General features: G+C 64.7%; 1 protein-coding gene. It reads right to left on the bottom strand.

The annotated features are described in order from the left end of the window. Positions 1 to 353: MspA family porin (locus tag Q2100_RS31695; RefSeq protein ID WP_302917178.1), on the bottom strand; the 353-nt coding region annotated here is incomplete at its 3' end. Positions 354 to 357 lie beyond the last annotated feature (4 nt).

The following is a 357-nucleotide window of genomic DNA, read 5'->3' as shown; positions in this document are numbered from 1 at the left end:
CCGTCGAAGGCGATGTTGGGCGTGGTGTAGCTGAAGTTGATGCCCACACCCAGCGACCAGGGGAAGCCGACCTGGTAGCCCAGCTCCAGGCTGCCCTCGAACTCGTCAGCGCCCTCGCCGGCCACGATGTAGGTCGCCTTGCCGGAGTGGAACCACTCACGGGTCAGCCGGTTGCGGTCGAGCGGGAACACACCGTTGAGGTAGGTGTCGTGCTGCTGGATGGTCAGGGTCCGGCCCTGGCCGTCGAGCAGGCTCAGCTCGTTGTCCAGACCTGCGTTTGAGGTGCCAGTGCTCGCGAAGAGACCCGCGATGGCCGCAACCAACGCGATCAGCACCCGACTGATTGCCTTCATGTTC

Source organism: Mycolicibacterium arseniciresistens (assembly GCF_030519285.1).
GTDB classification, from domain to species: Bacteria; Actinomycetota; Actinomycetes; order Mycobacteriales; family Mycobacteriaceae; genus Mycobacterium; species Mycobacterium arseniciresistens.
This window is presented reverse-complemented; position numbering and strand designations above follow the sequence as displayed.